At 62.0% G+C, this 25,100-nt stretch carries 20 protein-coding genes; 3 read left to right on the forward strand and 17 right to left on the reverse strand.

From position 1 onward, the window contains the following. From P8Y39_04135 to P8Y39_04180, 10 genes are all read right to left on the reverse strand, one after another. Positions 1-218, reverse strand: a 218-nt coding sequence (locus P8Y39_04135) for a chemotaxis protein CheW (GenBank protein MEJ2191525.1), incomplete at its 3' end; no start/stop codon positions are given. Between the two features lie 29 nt (positions 219-247). Next, positions 248-2,338 carry a chemotaxis protein CheA gene (locus P8Y39_04140; protein ID MEJ2191526.1) on the reverse strand — a complete coding sequence of 697 codons (2,091 nt, stop codon included), beginning with the start codon at positions 2,336-2,338 and terminating at the stop codon, positions 248-250. Then, on the reverse strand, positions 2,335-2,712 hold the full coding sequence (locus P8Y39_04145) for an STAS domain-containing protein (protein MEJ2191527.1): 378 nt from the start codon (positions 2,710-2,712) through the stop codon (positions 2,335-2,337). The genes P8Y39_04140 and P8Y39_04145 overlap by 4 nt, the downstream gene beginning before the upstream one ends. Positions 2,713-2,716: 4 nt before the next feature. After that, positions 2,717-3,082, reverse strand: coding sequence for a response regulator (locus P8Y39_04150; protein ID MEJ2191528.1), 366 nt, complete (start codon positions 3,080-3,082; stop codon positions 2,717-2,719). Between the two features lie 38 nt (positions 3,083-3,120). Continuing rightward, entirely contained in the window at positions 3,121-4,359 is a 1,239-nt protein-coding gene (locus tag P8Y39_04155; GenBank protein ID MEJ2191529.1) for a methyl-accepting chemotaxis protein, read from the reverse strand. Continuing rightward, entirely contained in the window at positions 4,356-4,772 is a 417-nt protein-coding gene (locus tag P8Y39_04160) for a response regulator (GenBank protein MEJ2191530.1), read from the reverse strand. Before P8Y39_04160 ends, P8Y39_04155 begins: the two co-directional genes overlap by 4 nt. A gap of 240 nt (positions 4,773-5,012) precedes the next feature. Next, entirely contained in the window at positions 5,013-6,716 is a 1,704-nt protein-coding gene (locus tag P8Y39_04165) for a sigma 54-interacting transcriptional regulator (GenBank protein ID MEJ2191531.1), read from the reverse strand. Continuing rightward, positions 6,691-10,329: a PAS domain S-box protein gene (locus P8Y39_04170; protein MEJ2191532.1), complete on the reverse strand. Its 3,639-nt coding sequence runs from the start codon at positions 10,327-10,329 to the stop codon at positions 6,691-6,693. The genes P8Y39_04165 and P8Y39_04170 overlap by 26 nt, the downstream gene beginning before the upstream one ends. Positions 10,330-10,611: 282 nt before the next feature. Beyond that, positions 10,612-11,265 (reverse strand): DedA family protein, encoded by a 654-nt coding sequence (locus P8Y39_04175; protein MEJ2191533.1) that lies wholly within the window; start codon positions 11,263-11,265, stop codon positions 10,612-10,614. A 70-nt stretch (positions 11,266-11,335) separates the two neighbouring features. Continuing rightward, entirely contained in the window at positions 11,336-12,364 is a 1,029-nt protein-coding gene (locus tag P8Y39_04180; GenBank protein ID MEJ2191534.1) for a zinc-dependent alcohol dehydrogenase family protein, read from the reverse strand. 137 nt (positions 12,365-12,501) lie between these two features. On the opposite strand from P8Y39_04180, the gene P8Y39_04185 reads away from it, so the two are divergent. Next, positions 12,502-14,286 (forward strand): chloride channel protein, encoded by a 1,785-nt coding sequence (locus P8Y39_04185; GenBank protein MEJ2191535.1) that lies wholly within the window; start codon positions 12,502-12,504, stop codon positions 14,284-14,286. 47 nt (positions 14,287-14,333) lie between these two features. Next, entirely contained in the window at positions 14,334-16,172 is a 1,839-nt protein-coding gene (locus P8Y39_04190; GenBank protein ID MEJ2191536.1) for a glycoside hydrolase family 15 protein, read from the forward strand. 173 nt (positions 16,173-16,345) lie between these two features. Here P8Y39_04190 and P8Y39_04195 read toward each other — a convergent pair whose 3' ends face one another. The 7 genes from P8Y39_04195 to P8Y39_04225 all read right to left on the reverse strand — a co-directional run bounded on the left by P8Y39_04195 (position 16,346) and on the right by P8Y39_04225 (position 22,861). Then, entirely contained in the window at positions 16,346-16,768 is a 423-nt protein-coding gene (locus P8Y39_04195) for a universal stress protein (protein ID MEJ2191537.1), read from the reverse strand. Between the two features lie 3 nt (positions 16,769-16,771). Continuing rightward, the gene (locus P8Y39_04200) at positions 16,772-17,638 is read right to left on the reverse strand and encodes a universal stress protein (protein ID MEJ2191538.1); all 867 of its coding nucleotides are present in this window, start codon (positions 17,636-17,638) and stop codon (positions 16,772-16,774) included. Further along, a complete protein-coding gene (locus tag P8Y39_04205) occupies positions 17,635-18,417 on the reverse strand; it encodes a TIGR02186 family protein (protein MEJ2191539.1) in 783 nt (260 codons plus the stop codon). The genes P8Y39_04200 and P8Y39_04205 overlap by 4 nt, the downstream gene beginning before the upstream one ends. After that, positions 18,417-19,340, reverse strand: coding sequence for a sulfite exporter TauE/SafE family protein (locus tag P8Y39_04210; GenBank protein MEJ2191540.1), 924 nt, complete (start codon positions 19,338-19,340; stop codon positions 18,417-18,419). Before P8Y39_04210 ends, P8Y39_04205 begins: the two co-directional genes overlap by 1 nt. Beyond that, complete coding sequence (locus P8Y39_04215; GenBank protein ID MEJ2191541.1) at positions 19,340-19,852, reverse strand: universal stress protein; 513 nt, start codon at positions 19,850-19,852, stop codon at positions 19,340-19,342. The genes P8Y39_04210 and P8Y39_04215 overlap by 1 nt, the downstream gene beginning before the upstream one ends. Positions 19,853-19,973: 121 nt before the next feature. Then, a complete protein-coding gene (locus P8Y39_04220; protein ID MEJ2191542.1) occupies positions 19,974-21,305 on the reverse strand; it encodes a sigma-54 dependent transcriptional regulator in 1,332 nt (443 codons plus the stop codon). Then, entirely contained in the window at positions 21,305-22,861 is a 1,557-nt protein-coding gene (locus P8Y39_04225; protein MEJ2191543.1) for an ATP-binding protein, read from the reverse strand. The genes P8Y39_04220 and P8Y39_04225 overlap by 1 nt, the downstream gene beginning before the upstream one ends. Before the next feature lie 229 nt (positions 22,862-23,090). Here P8Y39_04225 and P8Y39_04230 point away from each other — a divergent pair. Beyond that, positions 23,091-25,100, forward strand: a 2,010-nt coding sequence (locus P8Y39_04230; GenBank protein ID MEJ2191544.1) for an HAD-IC family P-type ATPase, incomplete at its 3' end; no start/stop codon positions are given.

Raw genomic sequence — 25,100 nt, forward strand, 5'->3', positions numbered from 1 at the left:
GTCCGGGGCATCCCGAACTTCAGCCTCAGGTCCACCACCGGCACCACGCCCCCCCTCAGGTTGATCACCCCCCGCATGAACTCCGGGGTCTGCGGCACCGTCGTGATGCTCGTCAGGTCCAGCACCTCCCGCACCTTCGCTATCTCCAGAGCGAAGATTTCTTCACCAAGGTTGAAGGTGAGGTACTGGGTCGCCTGCGTAAGCATGCTCTCACCCATGTGCTACCTCCTTCATGTTTTGTTCCGGCTCATGTCACGGAACAAGTCTCTGCGTCTTTATAAAGACAGGGTGGGTCCAGAATGAGGGCAACCCTGCCGTCTCCGAGAATCGTGGCGCCGGAGACGCCTCCGGCCGCACGATATGCTTTCCCCAGGGACTTGATGACCGTCTGGTGCTCGCCGACAACCGCGTCGACCACAAAGCCGACCCTCTGTCCGTCCACGTCCGTGACGACCATCTGCTGGATGGCCGGCGCGGGCCCTTCGACACGAAACATCCCCCTGAGCACAATATAGGGAAGAACCTGCTCTCTGAGATTGAAGAGACATCTTCCATTTGCAGGCGTCAGGTCTCCTTCCATCAGCTCGACGCACTCCTCCACCTGGGACAAGGGAAAAACGAACCGTTCCTCCCCGATCCGCACCAGGAGACCGCCGATGATGGCAAGGGTGAGGGGAATCTTCAGGGTTATCCGGGTGCCCTTCCCCGGCCTGCTCTCCACGTCCACCGTGCCCCTCAGCCCCTCGATGCTCCGCTGCACCACCTCCATGCCCACACCCCTCCCCGAAATCTCGGTCACCTCGCCGGCGGTGGAGAAGCCCGGCGCAAAGATGAGCCTGTAAAGCTCTTCGTCTCCGGGGGAGGCATCGGGTGGGAGGAGGCCCTTTTCAACGGCCTTCTCCCGGAGAGCCTCCCTGTCGATGCCACGTCCGTCGTCGCCGACCTCCAGGAGGACGAAGGCCCCCGAGTGCCGCGCCGCAAGCCGTACGGTCCCTTCGGGTGGTTTCCCCGCCGAGGCCCTTTCCCCGGGCGGTTCCATGCCGTGGTCGATACAGTTTCTGATGAGGTGCACGAGCGGGTCGTTCAGCCGCTCTATCACGGTCTTGTCAAGCTCCGTCTCCGCCCCCTCGGTCTCGAAGCGGACCCGGCGCCCCAGGTTCTGGGAAAGATCGCGGACCAGTCTTCTCAGCGAGCCGAACACGGAGCCGATGGGCACCATTCTCAGGCTCATGGCATTGTCGTGAAGCTCGGCCGTAATGCCCTCGATGGCCTCGGAGACGGCGACCGTCTCGGTGTCACCCATGCCCGAGGCAGCCTGGGCCAGGCGGGCCTGCACCGTGACCAGCTCCCCCACGAGGTCCACGAGCTTGTCCAGCTTCTCCGCGGGAACCCGCACGGTGGAAATGCTTTCCTGCACCAAGCGCTTCGCTCTCTTCTCGCGCACCAGGGTCTGCTCCGCCAGGGCGGCCTCAAGGTGCGTTTCCCCGATTGCCCCCCGCTCCAGAAGGACCTCCCCCAGGGGTTTCTGCTCCTTGAGGGCTTCCTCCAGGGTCTCGGTCGAGACGTCCCCGCGCTCCAGCAATATCTCTCCGAGCTTCTTGTAGTCGTCGCCGGAGGCGAGGACGCCTTCCTCGTCGATGGTCTCGACGGAGACTTCCGAGTCTTCCTCGACGAAGATGAAGACTTCCTGGATGGCCTCCCTCCCCTGCCTGGTGCTCAGGATGACGTCCCATGTCACGTAACACAGGTCGGGGTCAAGCTCCGGAAGGAGCGGGATGTCATCCAGGTGAGCGACCACGGAGCAGTTGCCGAGGGCTCGAAGCTCATCGACGATGCAAAGAGGGTCGATCCCTCGGACGTAGATATGAGGGCAGGGCCTGAAGCGGATGCGATAGGTGCGCTCACCTTCCTCACGCTCGAGGAGCGGTCCTTCAGCCTCGTGCGCGGGCTCCGGCTCGTACGCGGTCTCGGGAGCGAACCTCCGCAGTGCCTCCACCAGGTCGACGCGAAGCCCCGGGCTTTCCGCCCCTTGTTCTTCCTCCAGAAGCTCGCGTATGTGGTCTTTGGCGGCCAACGCAATGTCGATAAGCTCCGGGGTGACGGGACATAGCCCGTTTCGCACGCGGTCAAAAACGGCCTCCACCGCGTGCGTGAAGGAGGCGACCCGCTCAAAGCCGAACATCCCCCCGGACCCCTTGATGGTATGGAGCGCGCGGAAGACACGCCTGACGGCTTCTCCGTCCAGGGGACTGCCCTCCAGCTCCAGGAGGCCCTCCTCGAGCTCCCCGAGGAGCTCCCGGGCCTCTTCCATGAAAATCTCCCTGTAGCGGTCCTTCACGGGGTCCTTCTTTCCTCTCCGTTTTCCGCCACCCAGAGGCACCTCTCCCCGCAGTAAGCCGTGCAGCCCCTGCGCCGCAGAAATCCGGCACGCACCGCGGCCTCGGCCAGGGCGCCCGGGGACTCGGAGCTGACCGCCACATCTTTTCCCATGCCCAACGCGAAACGCCGGGCCGAGCAGAGAAGCTCGAGGACGGACGCGTCAATCCTCTCTGCACCCTCAAGAACCAATTCGCAGGACCGGGAATCCCTGAGCGCCTCCAGGAGCGCGTCGCGGAGAAGCCCCCGAAAGGCCACGGTCGCCTCCCCCTTCAGGTGGATGAAGGTCTTTTCCTCCCGCCTTCCGACCGTCAGATGCTCAGTCCCGCCTTCCATGCGGTCACCGGACGAACTTTTCCACGACCCGCACCAGCTGCTCGGGGGTGAAGGGCTTGACGATCCAGCCGCTGGCACCGAGGAGCTTGCCCTGGTGCTTCTTCGATTCGGCGGACTCGGTGGTGAGCATGATGATGGGCTTGTACCTGTACTCGGGAAGCCCCTTCAGGGCCTCGATAAGGCCGAACCCGTCCATCTCCGGCATGTGCAAGTCCGTAATGACCAGGTCGACGGAGGCCTCCCGGGCCTTCTGCACGGCATCCATCCCGTCGGCGGCCTCCAGGACGCCATAGCCGGCATCCTGAAGGGTAAAGGCCATGAGCTGCCGCATGGATGCGGAGTCATCTACAATCAGTATCATCCTTTGCATCGCTCCTCCTAACGCGTCCGCACCCGGGCAGAGCGGCCCTAAAATATCGTGACGTTCTCATCCACCCGCCACGAGCCGTCTCCGCCCGCGCCGCCGTTTGCTTCAGCGAAGCACACGTCCGCCTCCCCGGCCGGTGCCAGTGTGGCGTCCATGACATCCCGCTCCGCCTGCATGGTATAAAGGCTCTTCAGCCACTCAACCCCCTTGTGCTCGTCCCATTCGTGCAGCCCCCGGCTTGTGCTCCTCAGGTGCCGCGCCATGCCCTCGAGCTCCCCCTTGAGGGCCCCGAGCGGCGCGACGACATGTTCGACGCGCTGGCGTGTAATATCCTGAAACTGCATGGAGACCACGATGCCTCCAATGTCCTGGGCCAGGAGCTGGGACTCCTCGGTAAGGGCGTCCAGTTCTCCCTTCGTCTCGGCCAGGAGGGAGTCGATTCTCCTGAGGGATTCGGCTACGACCCGCTCCGCCTGTTCCGCCCGGTCCCTGCTCTCCGTGCTCCTGGCTTGCGTTTCGGAGCCCAGCGCGGTCAAGGAGGCGTCCACGTCTTTCATGATGTGCTGTATCCGGGTGGCCGCCGAGTTGGAGCTGCCCGAGAGCTTCCGAATCTCGTCGGCCACCACGGCGAACCCCCTGCCGTGCTCCCCAGCCCGGGCGGCCTCGATGGCGGCGTTCAGGGCAAGGAGGTTCGTCTGGTCGGCGATATACTCGATCTCGCCGATGAACTTCTTTATGCTTTCCATGGAGGCATGCATGGCCCTGGCCCCCTCCAGGGTGCTCTCTATGGTGCCGGCCGTGCCCCGCAGGCTCTCTATCACGCCGGCCAGTGCCTTTCTGCTGACCTCCAGGAGGGCCTCCTCCCCCTCCTGGCCGGCGATGCCCTTGAGGGCGCCGGTGGCGCGCCGAGCGTTGTCCCGGGCCCGTTCGGCGATGCTCGAAAAGCTCTTGCCTATTCCCAGGGCAGCCTCTTCCGTCTGTCTGACCACCTCGCCGAGCTGGTTGGACATGACGGGCATGAGCTCCGCCTTCTTCTCAAGGCGGGAGGCCACGGGGGCGAGGTTGCCGCTTATGCTCTCGAGGATGCTCTTCTTGTCCTCCGTGTGCAGACGGGCCAGGCGCTTGCCGGACCGCGCCCCGCGCATGTGCAGAACCGCCAAGGCCCCCGCGTACCCCAGCACCGCCGCAGCGGCGCGAACGGGCGTATTCGAAATCAGAGCAGAAAGGCACAGAGGAAGAAGAGCCAGACCGGAGAGGCCAAGGTGTGCCGCTGCCTTCATGGGGCGTCCTCCCCCGCGTCTTTGGCATCGGCTTTCTTGCCGCAGTCTCTCCACTCCTTCAACGTGTCCAGGAGCTCCGCCAATTTCACCGGACGACGCAGATAGGCGTCGACTCCCGCAGGCGGCTGCTCTCGGCTTTCTCCGTTGCCGTTGAGTACGACGATTCGTGAAGCCGGGTTCTTTCTCTTGACCCAGGCGATGAGCTCCAGGGCTTCCTCCCGGGTCCTCCTGTACCCGGTCTCCGTAATGACGACCTGGAAGTTCTGGAGGTCCAGGAGGTTTTTCGCCATGTCCTCCGTCTCGGCCATATAGACCTCGTAGTCGAAGGTCTTGAAGAGCTCCGCCAGGAAGTACAGGTGCAGGATTTCGTCATGTATGATGAGGACCCTCTGCACGTCACATTCGCTCTGCATGTTCTCCTTTCCTCCCGGAAGGGAAGGACATGTCCCGCCCGCTTCCGGGGCACGGGCGCCGCTCCGCCCGCACGGCCCCGGAAAGGGCAACATCCGTGCCAGAGGATGAGGGATGTTTTTTATTGCGGTTATTCAGTGACTTTGTTCGTTGGCAGGAGGGGACGTAATAAGGCCGGAAGGAAAAAAGATGCGGAATGTCACGAATGGCGGAATGTCACGGACGTGACATTCCCCACGGCATCACGGGTCTCTGGACGTCAGGCCGTACTCTTGCATCTTTCTGTAGACGGTCCGCCGGTCCACGCCAAGGAGCCGGGCCGCCATCGTTTTGTTGCCCCCTGCCTCCCGAAGGGCTTCCTGCATCCTCTCAACCGTCACTCCCTTGTACCCGGCCCTGGGGTCCGCAGGAGCCGAGAGTCTTCCCAAAAAAGGCGGCAGCGATTCCGAGGATATGGTGGAGCCCGAAGAAACGACGAAGGCGTGTTCCAAAGCGTGCTCGAGTTCCCGCACATTGCCGGGCCAGTCGTAGTTCACAAAAGTGCTCAGGGCTTCCGGCGTTATGCCCACGATATCCTTCGTCATCTTCTTCCGGAGCTTTTCGAGGAAGTGGCTGACGAGCAGGGGGATGTCGTCTCGCCGGTCCCGAAGGCTGGGAAGGCGTATCTCCACGACGTTTATACGATAATAGAGGTCCTCTCTGAATGTTCCCTTCTTCACCCTCTCCAGCAGATTGCGGTTCGTGGCCGCCAAAACCCGCATATCCACGCTTATGGTGCGGGAATCCCCTAGACGCTCGAACTCGCCCTCCTGGAGGACCCGGAGCAGGCGGAGTTGCATTCTGGGGGAGATGTCCCCGATTTCGTCGAGGAAGATGGTCCCGCCGTCGGCCTGCTCAAAGCGGCCCGCGCGGTCGCGGTGGGCGTCGGTGAAAGCCCCCTTGACGTGCCCGAAAAGCTCGCTCTCCAGAAGCTCGTCCGGCAGAGCGGCACAATTGACTTTCACGAAGGGCTTCTCGCTCCTGACGCCGAGGGCATGGATGGCCTCGGCGACCATTCCCTTGCCGGTGCCGCTTTCCCCCGTAATGAGCACCGTGCTCTTTACGTCGGCCAGGGACTCGGCGAGGTTGTATATCTTCTGCATCTCCTCGTTGCCGCCAACCAGGGTGCCAAAGGCCGTTCTCCGCGACCTTTCATCTTCCAGAATGCACAGGCGGGTCTCATCGCGGACGACCAAGACCCCGCCATAAACGTTCCTCGATGCATCCAGCAGAGGCGAGGCTTGAAGGGACAGGACCACGGTTTTTCCCTTCCGCGACCGTGCCTCCAGCCTGTACGCCTCCACGGGCTTCCGCGTGGAAAGCGTCTGCCGGAGGACATCGAAGAAGATGCCCTGGCATTCCGAGGGCACGGCTTCGAGGCTTCCTCCCCACGCCTTTTCCCGGGAGACCCCGAGCAGGGCGGAGGCGGCTTCGTTCATTTGCAGAATCTGCATGTTCTTGTCCACGGTGATGATGCCGTCCCGCACGCTCCTGAAGATGGCCTCCATGTTCAAGCGGTACTTCTCTTCCCTGTCCACCGATTCCTTGTAGCGCAGTGCGGTGCGGGCGACCCGCAGGAGCGTGTCCTTCCGCACGGGCTTGGCGATGTAGTCATAGGCGCCGAGGCGGACGGCTTCCGAAGCGGTCTCGATGCCGGGCTCTCCCGTTATCATGATGACGGGCGCCTTGGGCTCGCTGCCCTTTATCCTCTTGAGCAACTCGACACCGGAGCCGTCGGGAAGAATGATGTCCACGAGAAATATGTCAAAGGACTTTTCCCGCACGTGCTCCAGGGCGTCGGTGAGACTAGAGGCGGCCGCGACCTCGTAACCTCCCTCGATAAGGAAATCCCCGAAGGTAAGCCGGATTCCTTCCTCGTCGTCAACGACCAGAATCTTCTTCTTCATGCCCTTTTACCTCCGGCAGGTCCACGATGACACGCGTAAATTCCCCTGGTGTGCTCTTTATGGATATGGCTCCTCCGTGTTCCTTGATGATTCCATAGCTTATGCTCAAACCGAGGCCCGTGCCCTTGCCCTGGGGCTTTGTCGTAAAGAAGGGCTCATGCACCTTCTGCAGCAGATGGGCCGGAATACCCAGGCCCCTGTCGTGAAATATCGAGCGCACATAGCGGATTCCTTCCGATTCGGCCATACCGCATGAGATGTACAGTACCTTGTCTTCATGCTGAGACGGGTACTTCTCCTCGAGCGCGTGCTGCGCGTTGCTCAAGAGATTGAGGAAAACCTGCTCCAGCTGCCGGTAACTGGCCCACACGGGGGGGAGGTCGGGCTCCGAGTCGACGGCGATGCGCACCCCTTCCCGAGCCATGGCGGCCCGGGTCAGGGCGAGGACGTCACGGAGGACGTCCTCCACCTTGACGAGGCATTTCTCTCCGCTGTCCTGACGGGCGAAGGAAAGAAGGCCCCTGACGATGGCGGCTATGCGGTTTCCTTCCTTGATGATGCGGCGGCAGTAATCGCTCTCCTTCGTGTCCTCGTCATAGCGGTCGGCCACAACCTGGGCGTAATTTATGATGCTGTTGATGGGGTTGTTTATCTCGTGGGCGGTCCCCGCCGCAAGCTCCCCGACGGAAGCCAATTGTGCGGCTCTCCGCGCCTCGCCTTCGAGCCTGGTCTTCTCGGTGATGTCGATGAGCAGTGCTATGACGTTCTTCACCCGGTCGGTCTTCTCGTCCTTGATGGGAAACGCCCTCACGTCCCAGAGTCGTCCGGCCGTATGTTCCATGGCCTCCGATTCGCCCTGGCCGCTCTCGAAACACCGCACGACGGGGCATCCCTCGCACGGCCTGTCACTTTTGAACCAAAGGTCGTGGCATCTGAGACCGCTCAGAAAGTCCACCTTGTCCCGACCGATTACGGCCGCGGCTCCCGCATTGGCCCAGATGACGTCGAGGTCGGGGGACAAGAGGAGGAGGGGGTCTGGGATGGCGTTCAGAAGGGTGTTGAACTCACGCGAGAGCTTCCTGTAGTTCCACTCGTTTATCCGGAGGCTCTCCTCGGCTATTTTCCGCTGGGTGATATCATAGAGGGAGCCTTGCAGATAGAGGCGCCCGGAGGGGTCGCCGGCCTTCTGCAGGAGCTCGTAAATCCACCGGACCTCTCCGTCGCGCCGCACGATGCGGTACTCACGCTCCGTCATGGGGCCCGGCGACGACACCAGGGCGTTCAAGCTCTCCGCCGTGCGCTCTCTGTCGTCCGGATGGATGATATCTTCCCACGGCGGCTTCCTCTCAAGGAAGTCCTTTTCCGTGTAGCCGGTAATCTTCTCCACGGCCCCGTGCAAGAACAGCGGCGTGGAGTCCATGCTCGTGCGGAAGGCTATGCCCTGGAAATTATGGACGAAGGACCGGTAGCGCTCCTCGCTCTCGCGAAGGGCCGTTTCAGCCGTCTTCCGCTCCGTCACGTCCACGGCCGAGAGCATGATGCACAGGGCGTCCCCGCCTTCGTCTCTGACCAGGCCGGCTACACACTGGATGTCAAAAGGAGTGCCGTCTTTTCTCCGGGCGGTGAGCTCCCCAATCCAGTTGCCATGCGTTCTCAAGGCATCAAGGACCACATGGGCCTCTTGTTTATCCCGGAGAAATTCTCCGCCGAACCGGCCGACGACCTCCGCCGCACCTTCGCACCCCCACATCGAGAGGCACGATTCGTTGACGTAGGTAATCGCGCCCTCAAGGTCGGCGAAGGCCATGGCGTTCATCGAGGACCGGATGGCTATTTCCTTTATGCGAAGCTCCCTCTCGGCGTCCTTGCGGTGGGATATGTCCTCCGCGACGGTGATCATGCCGAGCGGCTCGCCGTTTTCCTGGACAACCGGCACCGATATGAGGTGCACGGGGAAGTCCGTGCCGTCCTTCCGGCGGTTTCGGGACTCCCGATTATAGGGGATGCCGTTGACCATCTCCTCCCGGCTGATGCCCCTCTTTGAGACCTCGCTGCCCAGGCATCGCGCGTCCCTGCCCAGGAGTTCCTCCACCGCATATCCGTGCATGGCCGCCTCGGCGGGGTTGGTGTAAAGGACGCGCCGCTTGAGGTCGGTGATCGTGACACCCACGGGCAGTGCCTCCACGGCCTTGCGAAGGAGTCGAAGATTCTCTTCCGCCTCTTTTTGCTCGCTTATGTCGAGAACGCTCACCACCCGGTACAGCATGTGGCCGTCCTCGTCCTTCAGCGCCGTGGCCGTTACCAGGACGGGAAAAAGTCTCCCGTCCGCCCGCTGGTGCACGCTCTCGAACGTGTGGTGGCCCTTTTCGCCAAGGACCTGCATCAGGACGCGGACATCTTCCTTTCTTCCCGGCGCGAAGACCTCCTCGAAGGGACGCTCCGACAGTTCCTCCGGGCTGTATCCATACAGCCGGGCAAACGCCGGATTGGTCACACCCATGGCGGGACTTTCCTTTTCCTGAAGAGTTATGCCCCAGCGGGCGTTCCTGAAGACCTCGGCCCACTTGCGGAGCTCCCTTTCGGCGGCTTTGCGCTCGCTGATGTCCCGGAATATCCCTATCAGGACTTTCCGCCCCGTCAGCTCTATGACGGAGGAGCTGATCTCGACAGGGACGCGCCTGCTCGATGCGTGGCGGACCACGAGGTCTTCGCCGGAAACCCCGGATTCGCCGCCTGTCCTTTTTTTGAAGAGGTCCGTATACCTCTCCGTCTCTTCGGCCGGATGAAGTTCCGAATGGTGCAGGCCGATAAGCTCCGCGATATCCCGCCCCGTGAGCTCCGTGGCCCTTCTGTTGGCGTCCAGAACGACGCCGGAATCCGCATCGACCAGGATGATGGCGTCGCTGGCATTCTCTATGACGGTGCGGTACTTCTCTTCACTCTCCTTCAGGGTCTCCTCGGCCAGCATGCATGCCGTCACGTCGAGCATCATGCCCCTGAGTTTCACCGGAACGCCGGCGGCCATCACGACATTGACGATAGCCCTTATCCAGACCACCCTGTCGTCGGCGGCAATCATCCTGAAGGTGAACTCATGGTCTTTTCCCAGCGCCGCATAGTGCGCGCAGTACGCAGGGGCCCAATGCCTGTCCTCCGGATGAAGGTGCTCTACCCAGAACCCATGGTCCACCCAGTCGGTGACCGGATAGCACAGGACTTTTTCGACCTGGGGGCTCACGTACGTGAAGCGCTTCGTCCTTGCATCCATTTCCCAGTGCACGGCGTCCGTGTACTCGACCAGCTCCTTGTAGATTTCCTCGGACTTCCGTACCCGAAGGAGAGCCTTTTTCAGTTGCATCATGGACACCGTGGTGGGCCGGTAAAAGAAGAAATAGAGGACCGGGAAGGTAAAAACGACAAGCACGGAGGCATCCAGCAATGCCCCGATGCGTCGCGGGAAGTAATCCAGGGGAAGAAGCAGCATGATGAGGGCCTCCGTCAGGAAGATGCCCGCAGCTACGGTGGCCAGAAGAAACAAAGCTGCGGGAACCGATATTTCGGCACGGCGACCTTCGCCGAAGAAACGGCGGAATCTTGAGCCGTCCTTACTCATGCGAGTCCATATTAGTACAGAGCCGGGAGGGGAAGTGTGACATTTAACACATTTTCATCATCTTACGAACAAATGCGGGCGATTTTGCCCCGTTTCTCATCCGCATGACCGTTTTCCATGCGAAAAAGCACGGACGCAGCCACTTTAAGTTGCACTACCAAAAGCAGCCTGATTGATTAAGGGATTATCATGAAGAGACGGGGGGACGCTCCAGCACCTTGCAGGAGAAGCAGGGCACGACAAGACCGAAACGGGAGGGCAACGGCCTTTGCCCGGGACGGCCTAGCCCCCTTCATTACGCCGCTGCCGACGGCTTCGCAGATAACGGCGGGCCAGAAGAATGATAACCAGCGCCCCGAGGACACCCAGGACATAGGGTTCGAATCTCTTGAAAATGGCGAAAACCCCGCCCAGCTCACTGCCGAAGAAGTATGCTCCGGTTCCCCAGAAGCCCACCCATATGGCGGCTCCAAGGACATTGAAGGCGAGGAACCGCCGCCATGCCATGCCGCTTATGCCGGCCACTATGCCGTTGAACTGCCTGAACCCCTCGATAAATCTCGCCGCTACCACCACCTTGCCTCCGTGGCGTTCGAAAAAGGACTCCATTTTCCGAAGGCGTTCCTTGCTCAGGAAAACATACCGCCCGTACCTGGCGACAAGCTTGCGCCCGCCGAAACGTCCGATGGCATAGCCGATGTTATCTCCCGTGACCGCTCCGAGAAAGCCCAGAGCCATTATCCATTCAAGCCTGAACTCGCCGAGGGAAGCAAACAGGGCTCCCGCTATCAATATGGTCTCTCCGGGCACGGGCAGGCCGAAGTCTTCAAGAAGCACGCCGAAAAAGACGGCCAGGTACCCGTACCGGTGAAGGTAGGGCTCCACCGACTGGATATAGGGCACAAGAGCTTCAATGCCCTGGGGCAAGGGCTTCATGCAGACACGTCCGGCACCGTCTCCCCCTTGAACACATGGATTCAGGCGTCGATTTTATCGGCGCGGCGTCTCATGCGATTTTCAGGACCTTGGCGCCGCGGATCTTGCGCCCCTTCATCTCCAAGAGGGCCTTGTTCGCTTCCTCGAGGCTGAATTCCCGCACCTCGGGCCTGAGGGGAATCCCGGCGGCAAAGGGCAAAAACTCCTGGATGTCCCTCCGCGTGATGTTGGCGACGCTCTTTATCTCCTTTTCCATCCAGAGGTCCCGGGAATAGTCGAGTTTCAGAAGCGCCTCCTTGTCCCCGTCCTGTTTGCGTATCGCGTTTATCACGAGCCGGCCACCCGGCTCCAGGTTCTTCAGGGCCTCGACGACGGGCTTCCACGCCGGCGTGGTGTCGATGATGGAGCCGAGTTTTTCCGGCGATTCTTCGGCCGTCTCTCCCGCCCAGTATGCGCCGAGCTCCCTGGCGAAATCCCTTTCGCCGGGCGTGCGGGTAAACACGAAGACCCTGGAGCCCGGAAATTTGTGAAGGAGCATCTTCAGTACGAGATGCCCGGACGCGCCGAAACCCGTAAGCCCGATGCCCTCGCCGTCCCCGAGGTCCGCGAGCCTCAAGGAGCGGTAGCCTATCGCCCCGGCACACAGGAGCGGAGCGGCCTTCGAATCGGAGAACACCTCCGGTATCCCGGAGGCGAAATCCTCGTGCACCACCATGTACTCTGCGTATCCGCCGTCGGCGTCCCTTCCCGTGGCCTTGAAGTCGGAACAGAGGTTTTCACGTCCGCTCCGACAGAACGTGCACTTCCCGCACGCCGAGTATATCCACCCGATGCCGACCCTGTCGCCGATGTTGAACCTCTCCGCGCCCGGGCCCGAGCCCTGCACCCTGCCGACGACCTGATGGCCAAGAATGACGGGGAACCTGGACGGCGGCGTCCTTCCCTCTATCTCGTCCAGTTCCGTGTGGCAGACGCCGCATCGCGTCACCTTGACCAGGATTTCCCCCTTTGCGGGCTCCGGTTCGGGCACGTCCTCCAGATGAAGCGGCTCCCTGTCGGTCTCGAGGTCCGCCGGCCCCCTGAGCACCATGGCTTTCATCCTTGCGGCCTCCTTTTGGAGTGATGGATGCTTCCATTTTTAAGAGGATTGTAATAATCTCTCCTTATCATGGAAAAGCTTTTCTGTCAATTTCGCCTCCGCCCGATGCGTGACGGGGGAGATAATCGCTGAGGCACATGGCGGAAGAGGACCGGAAGGACGAGCCCCTAAGCACCTTTTCCCTCTCTGCCCTGGCGTTCGCCGTCGGGCTGCTGGCCGGGCTCGGTGCGACGGCTTTCCGCGTCATGACGGGATTCTTTCACAACCTGTTCTTTCTCGGGAAGCTCTCCCTCAGCTATGACCCCAACGTGCACGTTTCGTCCAATCCCTGGGGCGTGTTCGTGGTTCTCGTCCCCGTGCTCGGAGCCCTCGGCGTGGCCCTGGTTCAACGGTTTGCCCGCGAAACCAGGGGGAGCGGCGTGCCGGACACCATCGAGGCCGTCTACTACAAGCAGGGCTTCATCCGGCCCGTCGTTTCCGTCATAAAGCCGCTGGCCTCGGCCCTCTCGCTGGGCAGCGGCGCCTCGGTGGGCCAGGAGGGACCCGCGCTTCAGATAGGCGCGGCCGTGGGCTCCCTGGCATCCCGCTTCAAGAAAATTCCCGCGTGGCAAAGAGTCCTCCTGGTCACGGCCGGCGCCAGCGGAGGCATGGCCGCCGTGTACGACACCCCCATAGGGGGGATGATATTCGCGATGGAAATCATCCTGCACGAGGTAAGCATCGTCAGCCTGCTGCCCATAGCGGTCGGCACCGCGACGGCCACCTACGTCGCACGGGCGCTGATGGGTCCCCATACCCTGTTCTCCTCCCTCCTTATAGAGAAAACCGCATCCGTGGTATCTCCCCGGGATTTCATTTTCTATATCGGCCTGGGCGTGGTTGCCGGGGCCGCCTCGGCGGGCCTCATTAAGGGCATCGACCTCTCCGGGAGGTTTTTTTCGAGGAAGGTCGGCCACAGCCACTATTTCCATCATGCTCTGGGCATGTTGTCGGTGGGTGTCGTCCTGTATCTCACATTTGTATTCACGGGGCACTACTACGTCGCAAGCATGGGGTATGCCACCATGCGCGACGTGCTTTCCGGCGCGCTTGCCGGAGTGCCCATACTCCTTCTTTTCTTTGTTCTCAAGCTTGCGGTCACCTCGGGCTCGCTCGGCTCCGGGGCCTCGGGCGGCATATTCGCACCCGCGATGTTCATGGGTGCGACCATGGGAAGCGCTTACAGCCTCGCCTTGAACGCACTTTTCCCCGGACTCTCCCTGAGCCCCCCTTCGTTTGCCATCGCCGGGATGGCCGCCATGACCGGCGGCACCACCGGAGCGGCCATCGCGTCGCTGGTCATGGTCTTCGAGCTGACCATGGACCACGCTATCATCATACCCATGGCGTTTGCCGTCGCCTTCAGCCATGCGGTAAGGTCGATGCTCCTTAAGGAGAGTTTCTACACGCTGACCCTGGCCCGGCGGGGACACTACGTGCCGCTGGAGATGCAGTCGAACTTCTACCAGTTCGAACGCGCGGCGGACATCATGGAGAAGCGTTTCGCCACGATGCCTTCATCGGCAACCGTGGGGGAATTCGTGGAGAGTCTTGCCGAAGGTCCGGAAACCCGGTGGTGCCTCGTGGTGAAATCCGGCAGGCTCGAGGGCGTCGCCGGCCGCGACGACGTGCTGGCGTCTTTCCTGGAGCGGGGAAAAGAGGTATCCTTGGGAGAGGTCGCACGCAGGGACTATATGTCGGTGACCGGGGAGACGACTATATTCGACGTCATAGTGACGATGCGCTCCAGGGACGCTTCGGTCGCGGTGGTGCAAGACCCGTCCGGGCGCATCAAGGGAATTATCGGCAAGGAGGAAATAAGCAGAACCATGACGCGCTCCGTCGGGTTATCGTACGCAGCAGAGGAAAGGAGCGTCCCCTGAAAAGGCGGGGGAGTTCACGGAAATCGGGGGAAACGCCCTACCCGCCCCTGGAAGACTACGGCTATATCGCCGACTGCCACAGCTCGGCCCTCGTGTCGAAATCGGGGTCCATCGACTGGTGCTGCATGCCCCGCGTGGATTCCGGCAGCTGCTTCGGCCGCATCCTGGACTGGGACCACGGCGGGTTCTGCCGTATAGCGCCCGCCGCCGCGTACACGGTCAAGAGGCGCTACGTCGAAAACTCCCTGGTCCTGGAGACGTCCTTTCGGACACGCAGCGGCTCCGCGCGGCTCATCGATTGCTTCACCATGAGGCGAGGAGGAGAACACAGCCCTCACAAGCAGATTCTGCGCGTCATCGAAGGGATAACCGGTTCGGTGACGTTCACCGTGGAGGTCGCGCCGTGCTTTGACTACGGGTCCGTAAGGCCGTGGATTCGCCGTTACGCCAAGGGCGGTTTTACGGCCCTGGGAGGCAACGACGGCCTTTTGATTGTGGGCGACATGGACCTGGAAGTCCAGAGACGCCATTGCCTGTGCGGGTCATGCACCGTGGGAGAAGGGCAGCGCGTGCGCCTCACCATCCTGTACAGGCAAGCCGAAGACCTTGACGAGGAAGTGACCGCCGTGCCCACGCCCGAAGAGCTGGACCGGCGTCTGGAGCAGACTGTCCAGTGGTGGCACCGTTGGTCCTCGCGTGGAAATATCGCGGGCCCGTACGCCGCACACCTCAGGCGTTCGGCTTCGGTCCTGAAGGGGCTCTCCAACGCCCCCACCGGGGCTATTGCCGCAGCACCCACGACCTCTCTGCCGGAGTGGCCGGGAGGAAGCCGCAACTGGGATTACCGCTATTCATGGATACGCGACTCGTACTTCACGGTCCGGAGCCTGGGGGAACTGGGCCACGACAAGGAAGCCGACGGGTTCCGGAGGTTCATCGAGCGGAGCGCGGCCGGCAGCGCCGAGGAGCTCCAGATACTCTTCGGCGTCGGGGGCGAACGAAGGCTGAAGGAGATAGTCATTGAGGAAATGGAGGGATACCGGGGCGCCGGGCCCGTCAGGGACGGAAACGCCGCCGAGCGGCAGCTCCAACTGGACATGTACGGGGAGCTTCTCGAACTCGCCTGGCACTGGCATCTGAGAGGGCACAAACCCGACGACGACTATTGGAATTTTCTTGTAGAAACCGTCAATGTAGCCGCAAAACGGTGGCACGAGCCGGACAAGGGAATCTGGGAGATACGGGGGAGACCGCGCCACTTCGTCCAGTCCAAGGCGATGTGCTGGGTCGCCCTGGACCGCGGGCTGAGGCTGGCACGGGTGCTCGACATGAACGCACCCGTGCAGGAGTGGAAAAAGTCCAGGGACGAGGTGCGCCGCGCAATCGAAACAAAGGGATACGACCGCTCCCGCGGTGTTTTCACGCAGGCTTTCGGGCGAAAGACCATGGACGCCGCACTCCTGCTTCTGCCGATGTTCGGCTTCGTGGACCATGGCGACGAGCGTATGGTCCGCACAGTGCAGGCGGTACGCGAGGACCTGGAGGTGGACGGCCTGCTTCGGAGGTATCCGCCCGGGGACGACGGCATGAAAGAGGACGAAGGGGTCTTCCTGGCCTGCTCTTTCTGGCTTTCGGAGTGCCTCGCCTGCCAGGGCGACATGAAGGAGGCACAAAGGGTTTTCGAGAGGGCTCTCACCACCGGCAACGACCTGGGCCTCTTTTCCGAGGAATACGACGTCCACAGCGGCCGGATGCTCGGCAACTTTCCCCAGGGCCTTACCCAGCTTTCCCTGGTAGCGGCGGCCGTCGTGCTGTCCCGCGAAGAGAAGCGGTGCGCCGCCGGCGCGGACCCTTTGAAGGCACCCCGCCATAAAGGGGCCTCTTGAGAAGGGGTACCGTGCGGTCCAAACGGGGAATGCGCCGCAGGGGGGGTTCGTTTTTGCTGGCGGGAAACCCCCTTCTCCGGCCGTGAAGCCAAAGAGCAAAGGGCGGCTATGTGTGTGGATGTCTTTTCAGGCGAGGCGCCCGCGGAGCAGAGGTGCGACAGGTGGGCGGAGGCTCAGTCGTGCACGACCAGCACCGGGCACGGGGCCCTGCCGATGACCTTCCCGGCGGTATGGTCTCCCAGGAAGCGCCGGAAGAGGCCCTTGGCCTTCTTGGTGCCCATGATGATGAGGTCGCACTTTTCTTCTGCGGCCACCTGGGCTATGGTCTCCGGGATGTCCCCCTCCTCGACCCTGATTTTCGCGAGGGAACGATTCCGGCCAACGACGCCCTCGATGGCCGCGGAAGTCTCCGCGGCCATCGAGCCCAGGACGTCTTCTATGTTTCTTATGCCGGTCAGGTCCAGGTCGCCCTCATACGGCGGGACCACCTTGAGCACCGTGACCCAGCATTTTTCATCCCCGGCAACCCTGAGCCCTTTCTCCAGGACCTGGTGGCAGCCGTTTACGGCGATGAGTATTTTTCTGTAGCCTTTCATACGTTACCGCACCACGAGGACGGGGACCGGAGAGCGCGAGATGACGCGCTCGGTGGTGCTGCCCATGATGGCCTTGTCCACGCCTCGCCATCCGTGGCTTCCCATCACGATAAGGTCGCTCTCGAGACCCTCCGCGGTCTCCACAACCCTGTCGGCCGTGCTGGCCCCCTCCTCCACCAGGGTGTTCGCCGTAACCCCCTTCTCCGATGCGAGCTTTTCTCCGTCGATGACGACCTTTCGTGCCTCCTCGTGTATCCTTTCGCTGATGGTGTTCGTTCTCAGAAAGCCGATTTCCTCGTACAGGGGGATGACGTAAAGGACGGTCAGCGTAATCTCGCCGGAGTCAGCTGCTATCTCGGCTGCCCTGCCGACGGCCTTCCTGCCCAGTGCCGAGCCGTCATAGGGCACGAGGATGGAGCGGTACCGGCCGGTGCACTCCTCGCAGGGCTTCTTGACCACGAGGACATCACAGGGAGAGTCCAGGATGACCCCCGAGGTCACGCTCCCCATTATCATCCTGCGGATGCCCCTCCTTCCGTACGTGCCCATGACGATGAGGTCCGTCCCCCTCTCCCGGGCTACGTCCGGAATGACCTCATGGGGCTCGCCCTGCCGGACAAGGTACTGCACGCCGGAGTCGAATTCGCCGCCGTACGTCTCGGCCGCTTTCTCGCACATCACCTTGCCGTGCTCGAGGCGCTTGTCCAGATGTCCGGGCGATACGCTGAATTCCTCGGAATCGAAAAAGACCGCATGGACAAGGGCAAGCGAGCCCCCGTTGGCCCTGACGATGTTGAGCGCCTCCACGAGGGCCGCCTTGCTGTATTCCGAGTCGTCGAAGCCGACCAGGATGTTTCTGTACGGGATCAATGGGCACCTCCGCCCGTCCTGAAGAGCATGCCGACTCCGAAGCCCGCCGCCAGGGCGATGACAACCGCAACAAGGCCGTACAGGCCGCCTCTGTTTTGAGCCATATCGGCCAGTAACTTTACAACCCCGACCTGCTGCACGTGCACCTCGGTTTCCGCCTTATCGACCACGGCCCCGTCCTTGACGGCATAGGCCGTGACGATATACCTGCCCGGAGGCGCCTGGTAAGGCCACTGAAACACGGTCCGATAGGCCTGTCCGTCTGCGTCCGGCTTGACGGCGACGTCTCCCGCGGACCGGGAGAAGAGCCGCTTGGCCTCCTTGTACTTTATGAACTCGTCAAACAGCGCCCCCCGTGCTTCCGGATTCGAATGGCCCGTGATTTCGGCCGTCTCCGCAAGGGCGTCGTACCCGATGCCGTTTGCCATCCGGTGAGAGGTCTCCAGTATCTCCTCGGGCGTGCGGGTGCTCGCCAGGTAATACACCCCCGGGACGCCCCCGAACTCGACCTTTTCGGTGTTCATCCAGAGGATCCCGCCCACCCGGTCTTTTCTCATGAGCTCCTCCTCCCCCGAGGGAGAGGCTATCTTGATGATGAGTTCGACCCCCGGGTCCGCCTCGCCGCTTACGCTCACGGCGCCACCGTGATAGTTGTAGTCGACGTCCAGGCGGTCATGGTTCGCCTTGACCGTAAGGGCGGCCGAGGCCTCCGGTGCTTGAACCATAAGGGCCGCAAAGGCCAGAAGGAGCAGAGCGTTTATCATGAGCGCTTTCATCATTAATGGCCACCTCCTTGTGCAAGGAGCAGTTCGGGAGTCAGCGTGAGGTCCAGCACGATCTTGACCGTGACAACGAGCACGATGACGGCCAGGAGTATCTTCAACTGGTCGCCCTTGAGCTTCTTGCCAAAGACCGTGCCCACCTGGGCGCCTATCGTGGAGCCGACCAACAGGAGAACCGCAAGCATGAAGTCCACGGTGTGGTTCGTGTAGGACTGAAGGAACGTCACCTCGATGCAGGTAAACAGTATCTGAAAAAGGCTCGTCCCCACGACCACGTGCATGGGCATTCTCAGAAGGTACACCATGACCGGAACCATGAGAAAGCCGCCCCCCACGCCCATGAGGGCCGCCAGTATGCCCACGAAAACACCCAGGACGACCGGCACGAGGGCCGAGTGCGTGACGCCCGATTTCTCGAACCTCGTCTGAAAGGGCAGAGACCTGAGGAACCGCGTGAGAGCCGACTCGGAGCGCGCCTGCTCCTTAGGCGCCCCGGTGTCTTTCTTTTTCAGGGCCGAAAGGCTCTCGAAGAACATGTAGGTGCCCACGGAGCCAAGCATGACCACGTAGGTGAGCTTGATGACGAAATCGGCGCTGCCCATCATGCGCAATATCTTGATGACCTGCACGCCGAGCAGTCCACCGGAGAACCCGCCGATGAGGAGAAAGAGGCCCATCTTGAAGTCCACGTTTCCAAGCCTCCAGTGGGCGTACGTACCGGAGGTGGATGCTGCCACTATCTGGTTGGAGTCGGTGGCCGCAGCCACCGTGGGGGGGATACCCATCATTATCAGAAGCGGCGTCATCAGAAACCCCCCACCGACGCCGAAGAGTCCGGACATCAGGCCGACGGCAAGACCCAGGCCGACGGGCAACAAGATGTTGATGCTGGTAAGAGCCACAGGCAAGTAAAGATACATTATGAGTGTGTTCCTCCTTCCGCAAGCATTTTATCGTTATCGCTACCGCGTGACATGGTGACGACGGGCCGCGGGGAATTCCTCAGGAGCCTGTTCAATATATTCCGGCTGCCGGTCACCGCCGGGCTCAGCAGCACGAGGTCTATCCTCTTGCGCTTGAGAAACTCCTGCACCACCGATACGGTCCCCTCAAGCCCGATGTGGACGTTGGCCTTGATGCCCTCCCTGCTGCATCGCTCCACGAGGTATGACTGTATCGACGCGGCGTCATCGCCATCTTCCTCCCCGGCAAACATCCGCCGGGCCGTTTCGTGTTCGCTGGCCTCCGCAAAGGCGACGGCGTCCATCACGTTATGGAATTTCCCCCCGAATCCGTTCCTGCTCAGAAGAACGATCCTCAGCCCCGCATCCATCTGTCCGGCAAGATACAGGGCATAGGATATTCCCTCCTCCAGGGACTCGTCCCTGTAGGCGACATAAAGGATCTCTTTCTGCCTGGACGCTCTGGACATTTCCTGCACCTCCCTGCCGAGAGAAACGCAAGAACGGTGCCAGGCAAAAGTCCCTGTTTATTCAGGCAAAATCAGAGGGGAGATGGAGAAAAGCGTTTCAGATATGAACGCGTGCTGAACGCTACTGTTCCTTCAGCATGCGCCAGAGGCTGGTCCGCGATATCCCCAGAAGCCGCGCGGCTTCGGCTTTGTTACCGCCAAGCATCTCCACAACGGTGCGGACGTATTCGCGGCTGACCTCGTCCAGAGGCTTGACGTTTTCCGGTTCGAGCGTTTCAATTTGAAACATTTTCAGCATCTGGGGCAGGGATTCGGGCGTAATGTAGGCACCTTTCTCCAGGATGATGGCCCTTTCGATGATATTTTCAAGCTCGCGGACGTTGCCGGGATAACTGTAGTTCCTGAGTATCTGGAGGGCCTCGTTCGTGAATCCCTTGACGTTCTTCCGGTATCTGGGCAGGTGCTTTGCAAGGAAATACCTGCTGAGGGGCGTTATGTCCGTCCTCCTCTCGCGAAGCGGAGGGATATATACCTCCATGACGTTGAGGCGGTAATAGAGGTCCCGCCTGAAAGAGCCCCGCGCTATGGCCAGCGCTATGTTCTGGTTGGTGGCGGCGATGAACCGCACGTCCACCTTTATGGGTTTTGTGCCTCCCACACGGAAGAACTCCTTTTCCTCGATGGCCTTCAGGAGCTTGGCCTGCAGGTTGGGGGGCATCTCGGCGACTTCATCCAGGTAGAGGGTGCCGCCGTCGGCTATCTCCATAAGGCCCTTCTTCTGCGCTGTCGCCCCGGTGAAGGCCCCCTTTTCGTGGCCGAAGAGCTCGCTGGCCAGAAGCTCCTCCGTGAAGGTCGCGCAGTTTATCGAAAGAAAGGGCCCCTCCCGCCGGGGGCTCGAAAAGTGGATGACCTTTGCAAGGAGGCTCTTGCCCACGCCAGTCTCGCCGGACAGCAGCACGGAGCAGTCCGAGTCCTGGATGCTCCTGATAACCTCCAGCACCCTCTTCATGCCCTCGCTCTCCGCTATGACGGAGAGCTCCTTTTCGATGTTGAGGAAGGCCCTGAGGGCGATGTTTTCCCTCTTGAGCATCCTCTGGTCACGCACCTTGTTGACCTTCAGGACCATCTCGTCCAGCTCGAAGGGTTTGGGCAGATAGTCGAAGGCGCCCTTTTTCATGGCGTCCACAGCGGAGCTTATGCTCCCGTAGCCCGTGACGACGATGACCGCGGTGTCCGGGGATATCTCCTTCACTCTGGAGAGCAGCTCCATCCCGTCCATCCTGGGCATCTTGACGTCGGCGATGAGGATGTCAAAGCCGTCGGACTGCACCATTTTGAAGGCGTCCAGTCCGTTGCTTGCGCCCTGAGCCTCATAGCCCTCGGCCCGCAAGGTGTTCATTATGTGCTTTCTGGTTATGTCTTCGTCTTCGGCTACGAGTACCTTGAGCTGCATTACGCCGTTCTCCTGGGCAGTCTGATCTCGAATGCGGTCCCCACCCCTTCCTCGCTCACGACCGATATGTTGCCTCCGTGCTTCTTGACGATGTTGAGGGTTATGGCAAGGCCGAGGCCCGTGCCTTTTTCCTTCCTGGTGAAAAAGGGGTCGAAGACCTTCTCCCTGTCCTCCTCGGACATCCCCCTGCCCGTGTCCGAGACCCATAGTATCAGACGGTCCTCTTCGGAGGCTATCTTGACGACCAGTTCCCCATGCCCCTCCATGGCGGAAACGGCGTTGGTAAACAGGTTGACGAACACCCGCTCCAACTGGTCCGGGTCGGCGCGGAGCGGGACCCTGTCGGCCCCGGCGTCGAGGACGAAACGCACTCCGGTGGTGTCGGCGGAGGTGCCCACCAGCCTGTAGGCCTCCCTGATAAGGCCGATGAGCTCGATGTCCTTCATCCGAGGCTCCCGCTCCCTGGCGAACTCCAGGAGGTCGCCCACTATCCCCCTCACCCGTATCGTCTGCCCCGCGATGTCATCGAGGATTTCCTTCACCTCCGCGGAGGCCTCCCCGCCAAGCTGCCTCCTCAGGACCTGCGCCGAGATGCCGATGTTGTTCAGGGGGTTGTTCAGCTCATGGGCCACGCCGGCGGCCAGGGTGCCGATGGCGGCGAGTTTCTTGGACTGCAAGAGCTCCTTGTTTTTCTCGTGAAGCTCCTCCTCCCACCGGCCGAGCTGAACGGCCATGAGCCTGAATTTCTCGACGAGCCTCTCCACCTCGTCTTTCCCGCCCGTTTCGGCCCGGGAGGCGGGCATGGAGGAAGCATACTTCTCACCGATTTTCTCCACGGAGTCCGTCAGCGTCTTCAGCCTCCGGACAACACCGCTGCTTATGTAAAAGAGAGCGCCGACGCCGAAAAGCAGAAACAGGGGAAAGACCACCAGTATCGCCCCCTGGGAGAGGCGGATGCCCTTTTCGGCCCTCTCCCTGGCGGACTTGTCCAGCTCCTTGGACACCGCGATTATCTTCTCGCCCGTCTCCCGGAGCATGTCTATGTCGGACGCGAGTTTCCTGAGTTTCCGCGTGAGCGGGTGGTCCGGGGGCAGGGCGTATACATCCTCAAGGAATTGGGCCGCGTAAAGCGGCCTGTCCCGGAAGCTCGCCTTTACAATCTCGGCGAACTCCCTGTGCGGGACGAGAGCCTCCAGTTTGCCGAATTCTCCGGATACATCGGTGAGCAGGCCCTCTATGGTCCCGAACCGGCTTTTGTATTCCTCAACGAGCCTTTGCAAACGGGCGGAGGGGGACGGTGCAAGATTTTCCGTAACGGCCTCCAGCTGAAACAGATAATCATGTATGGCCGCGGACTCCTCGGCCGCCTTGTCGGGGTAAAGGAAAAAGTTCTTCTCGTGCCTCCTCAACTGGAGGGATTTGCTCCTGATGGTGTCGGTCACTTCGAGCGAGCGTATCTCGTTTCTCACCTCGACGAAATTGACGGATTCGAAGACGACGAGGATGGCTATTATGCAGGCGCTTATGAAGAAACTGAATATTATCTTTTTTCTCAAGGACATAGCTCTTTTATTATATCATCCCGGGCATGCGGAACTCCGTGGCAACTCTCTTGAGGCTCTTCTCGGACGAGGCCGGAATTCATGTGGCGGTTTCAAGACCAAGGGCCCTTCTTTTCCTGCTCTCCGCTCCCTCGCCCGAAAGCCGGGTCGTCTTGACAGCCCCCTTTCGAAATGATACGAGAAGGACGAGGAAACCCGGGGGATGAGGGCACAGAAGACGATAATGCCGACGGGGCCGACCCCGTGGCATGCCATGGACGCCGAGGCCGTCCTTGCGCGCCTGAGGAGCGCGTCCACCGGGCTGACCGCCGGGGAGGCCCGTGAGCGGCTTTCCCGGCATGGCCCCAACCGGCTGAGCCCGCCCCGGAAGCGCGGTCCCCTCGTCCGGTTCGGGAGCCAGTTTCGAAACGTCCTCATCTACGTCCTCCTGGGGGCGGCCGCGCTCACGGCCGTCCTCGGGCACATGGTGGACGCGGGCGTCATTGCGGCGGTCGTCCTGGTCAACGCCTTCATCGGCTTCATCCAGGAGGGCAAGGCCGAGCGGGCCCTGGAGGCCATCCGGGGAATGCTCTCCTACGAGGCCTCAGTCATGCGGGACGCACGGCGCACCACGGTCCCGGCCGAGGACGTGGTGCCCGGAGACGTGGTCTTCATCCAGTCGGGGGACCGGGTGCCGGCGGACCTGCGCCTCATGTGGGTGAAGGACCTCAGGGTGGACGAGGCGGCCCTCACCGGGGAATCGGTGCCCGTGGAGAAGTCCAGGGAGCCGGTGGACCCGGAGGCCACCGTGGGGGACAGAAAATCCATGGCCTTTTCCGGCACCCTGGTAACATACGGGCAGGCCACGGGAGTGGCCGTGGCCACCGGGGACGACACGGAAATCGGCCTCATCAACATGCTCCTTTCCCGGGTGCAGCCGCTTACCACGAGGCTCCTCAGGCAGATGGCCGAGTTCGGCCAGACCCTCACCGTTGCCATCGGCGCGGTGGCCTCGGCGGCCTTCGTCTTCGGCATCGTGGTGCGGGAGTACTCGGTGAGCGAGATGTTCATGGCCGCCGTGGGGCTCGCCGTGGCGGCCATTCCCGAGGGCCTTCCGGCCATCATCACCATCACCCTGGCCATCGGGGTGCAGCGCATGGCCCGGCGAAACGCCATCATCCGCCGCCTTCCCGCCGTGGAGACGCTGGGCTCGGTGACCATCGTCTGCTCGGACAAGACCGGCACCCTCACCCGGAACGAAATGACGGTGCAGACGGCGAGCCTGGCAGAGGAGGCCCTCGAGGTCTCGGGCGTGGGCTACGACCCCCACGGGGGATTTACACGGGAGGGTTCGGAGGTCAACCCCCTTGAGCACCCCCAGCTTCAGGAGCTTGCACGGGGAGCCCTCCTCTGTAACGATGCCGTGCTGGAGGAATCCGGGGGCCGCTGGCGCCTTTCGGGCGAGCCCACCGAAGGGGCGCTCGTTACCCTGGCCATGAAGGCGGGGCTGGAGCCCCGGATGCAGAAGGAGCTTTATTACCGCGTGGACGTCATACCCTTCGAATCCGAACACCGCTTCATGGCCACCCTGCACCATAACCACGCGGGCCACGCCTTCATTTACGTCAAGGGCGCCCCTGAGAAGGTGCTTGAGATGTGCAACCGGGAGCGCGCCCGGGGAGAGGACAGGCCGTTGGACATCGCGCGCTGGGAGCGCCGCATCGAGGAGATGGCCTCCCGGGGCCAGCGCATCATCGCCGTGGCTTTCCGGGAGGCCGAGGACGCCAAGGGGAGCCTCGTTTTCTCCGACGTTGAAGGAGGCCTCAGCCTCCTGGGCCTCTGCGGCATCATCGACCCCCCGCGCACCGAGGCCATCGAGGCCGTGAAGCAGTGCAAGCAGGCGGGCATCCGGGTGAAGATGATAACCGGGGACCACGCCCTCACGGCCCGGGCCGTCGGTGCCCGGATGGGCATCGGCGATGGACGGACGGTCCGCACCGGCCGGGAGCTGGACGGCCTGTCGGACGAGGACCTCCGGGCGGCCGCCGAGAAGGTGGACATCTTCGCCCGGGTGAGCCCCGAGCACAAGCTCCGCCTGGTGGAGGCCCTCCAGGCCCGCAAGCAGGTGGTGGCCATGACCGGCGACGGGGTGAACGACGCCCCCGCCCTGAAGCGGGCCGACGTGGGCGTGGCCATGGGCATCAAGGGCACGGAAGTGGCCAAGGAGGCCGCCGAGATGGTGCTTGCCGACGAC

The organism is Nitrospirota bacterium, assembly GCA_037386965.1.
Taxonomy (GTDB): domain Bacteria; phylum Nitrospirota; class Thermodesulfovibrionia; order Thermodesulfovibrionales; family JdFR-86; genus JARRLN01.

Coding starts and splice junctions, on each gene's coding strand:
- P8Y39_04210 (MEJ2191540.1), bottom strand. CDS start 19,340: ATGTATCTTTACTTGCCTGTGGCTCTTACCAGCATCAACATCTTGTTG.
- P8Y39_04155 (MEJ2191529.1), bottom strand. CDS start 4,359: ATGAAGGCAGCGGCACACCTTGGCCTCTCCGGTCTGGCTCTTCTTCCT.
- P8Y39_04150 (MEJ2191528.1), bottom strand. CDS start 3,082: ATGCAAAGGATGATACTGATTGTAGATGACTCCGCATCCATGCGGCAG.
- P8Y39_04160 (MEJ2191530.1), bottom strand. CDS start 4,772: ATGCAGAGCGAATGTGACGTGCAGAGGGTCCTCATCATACATGACGAA.
- P8Y39_04185 (MEJ2191535.1), top strand. CDS start 12,502: ATGGCGGAAGAGGACCGGAAGGACGAGCCCCTAAGCACCTTTTCCCTC.
- P8Y39_04215 (MEJ2191541.1), bottom strand. CDS start 19,852: ATGTCCAGAGCGTCCAGGCAGAAAGAGATCCTTTATGTCGCCTACAGG.
- P8Y39_04220 (MEJ2191542.1), bottom strand. CDS start 21,305: ATGCAGCTCAAGGTACTCGTAGCCGAAGACGAAGACATAACCAGAAAG.
- P8Y39_04170 (MEJ2191532.1), bottom strand. CDS start 10,329: ATGAGTAAGGACGGCTCAAGATTCCGCCGTTTCTTCGGCGAAGGTCGC.
- P8Y39_04165 (MEJ2191531.1), bottom strand. CDS start 6,716: ATGAAGAAGAAGATTCTGGTCGTTGACGACGAGGAAGGAATCCGGCTT.
- P8Y39_04195 (MEJ2191537.1), bottom strand. CDS start 16,768: ATGAAAGGCTACAGAAAAATACTCATCGCCGTAAACGGCTGCCACCAG.
- P8Y39_04145 (MEJ2191527.1), bottom strand. CDS start 2,712: ATGGAAGGCGGGACTGAGCATCTGACGGTCGGAAGGCGGGAGGAAAAG.
- P8Y39_04205 (MEJ2191539.1), bottom strand. CDS start 18,417: ATGATGAAAGCGCTCATGATAAACGCTCTGCTCCTTCTGGCCTTTGCG.
- P8Y39_04180 (MEJ2191534.1), bottom strand. CDS start 12,364: ATGAAAGCCATGGTGCTCAGGGGGCCGGCGGACCTCGAGACCGACAGG.
- P8Y39_04175 (MEJ2191533.1), bottom strand. CDS start 11,265: ATGAAGCCCTTGCCCCAGGGCATTGAAGCTCTTGTGCCCTATATCCAG.